Below are 371 nucleotides of genomic sequence, written 5' to 3'. Positions count from 1 at the left end.
TAGTGGGTGACCTGGCCGTCGGGATCGACCGCCTCGGTGACATCGCCCTGAGGATTGCGCCGGTAGGTCCACACCGCCTCGTCACGGGTGCGGCGATGCAGGAAACCGTGGCGGTAGTCGTAGGACGTTGGCGCATCTTCCGGCGGAAGCAGCGCCACCAGCCGTCCGGCAGCGTCGTAGCGGTATTCGGTGACGGCGCCGAGCGGATCCTGTTCGGCGATCAGCCGCCCCTGGGCGTCATAGCGCTTGAGGTGTTCAGCGCCGCTGGCCTCGACCTTGCGCACCAGCCGCGCACTGTCGTCGTGGACGTAAACCTCTTCGGTGCCATCGACGTATTGCACCGTGACGCGGCCGGCGTCATCCCAGACGTA

Annotated in this window: 1 protein-coding gene; it reads right to left on the bottom strand. The window is 66.8% G+C overall.

Annotated features, from left to right (window positions below):
* Nucleotides 1–371 (bottom strand): RHS repeat protein (locus tag N8H74_RS29245; protein WP_262152180.1); only part of this gene is annotated, 371 nt, incomplete at both ends.

The organism is Pseudomonas sp. B2M1-30, from assembly GCF_025447575.1.
Lineage (GTDB): Bacteria > Pseudomonadota > Gammaproteobacteria > Pseudomonadales > Pseudomonadaceae > Aquipseudomonas > Aquipseudomonas botevensis.
Note: the sequence above shows the minus strand (reverse complement) of the source record. Positions and strands in the feature narration are given on the sequence as shown.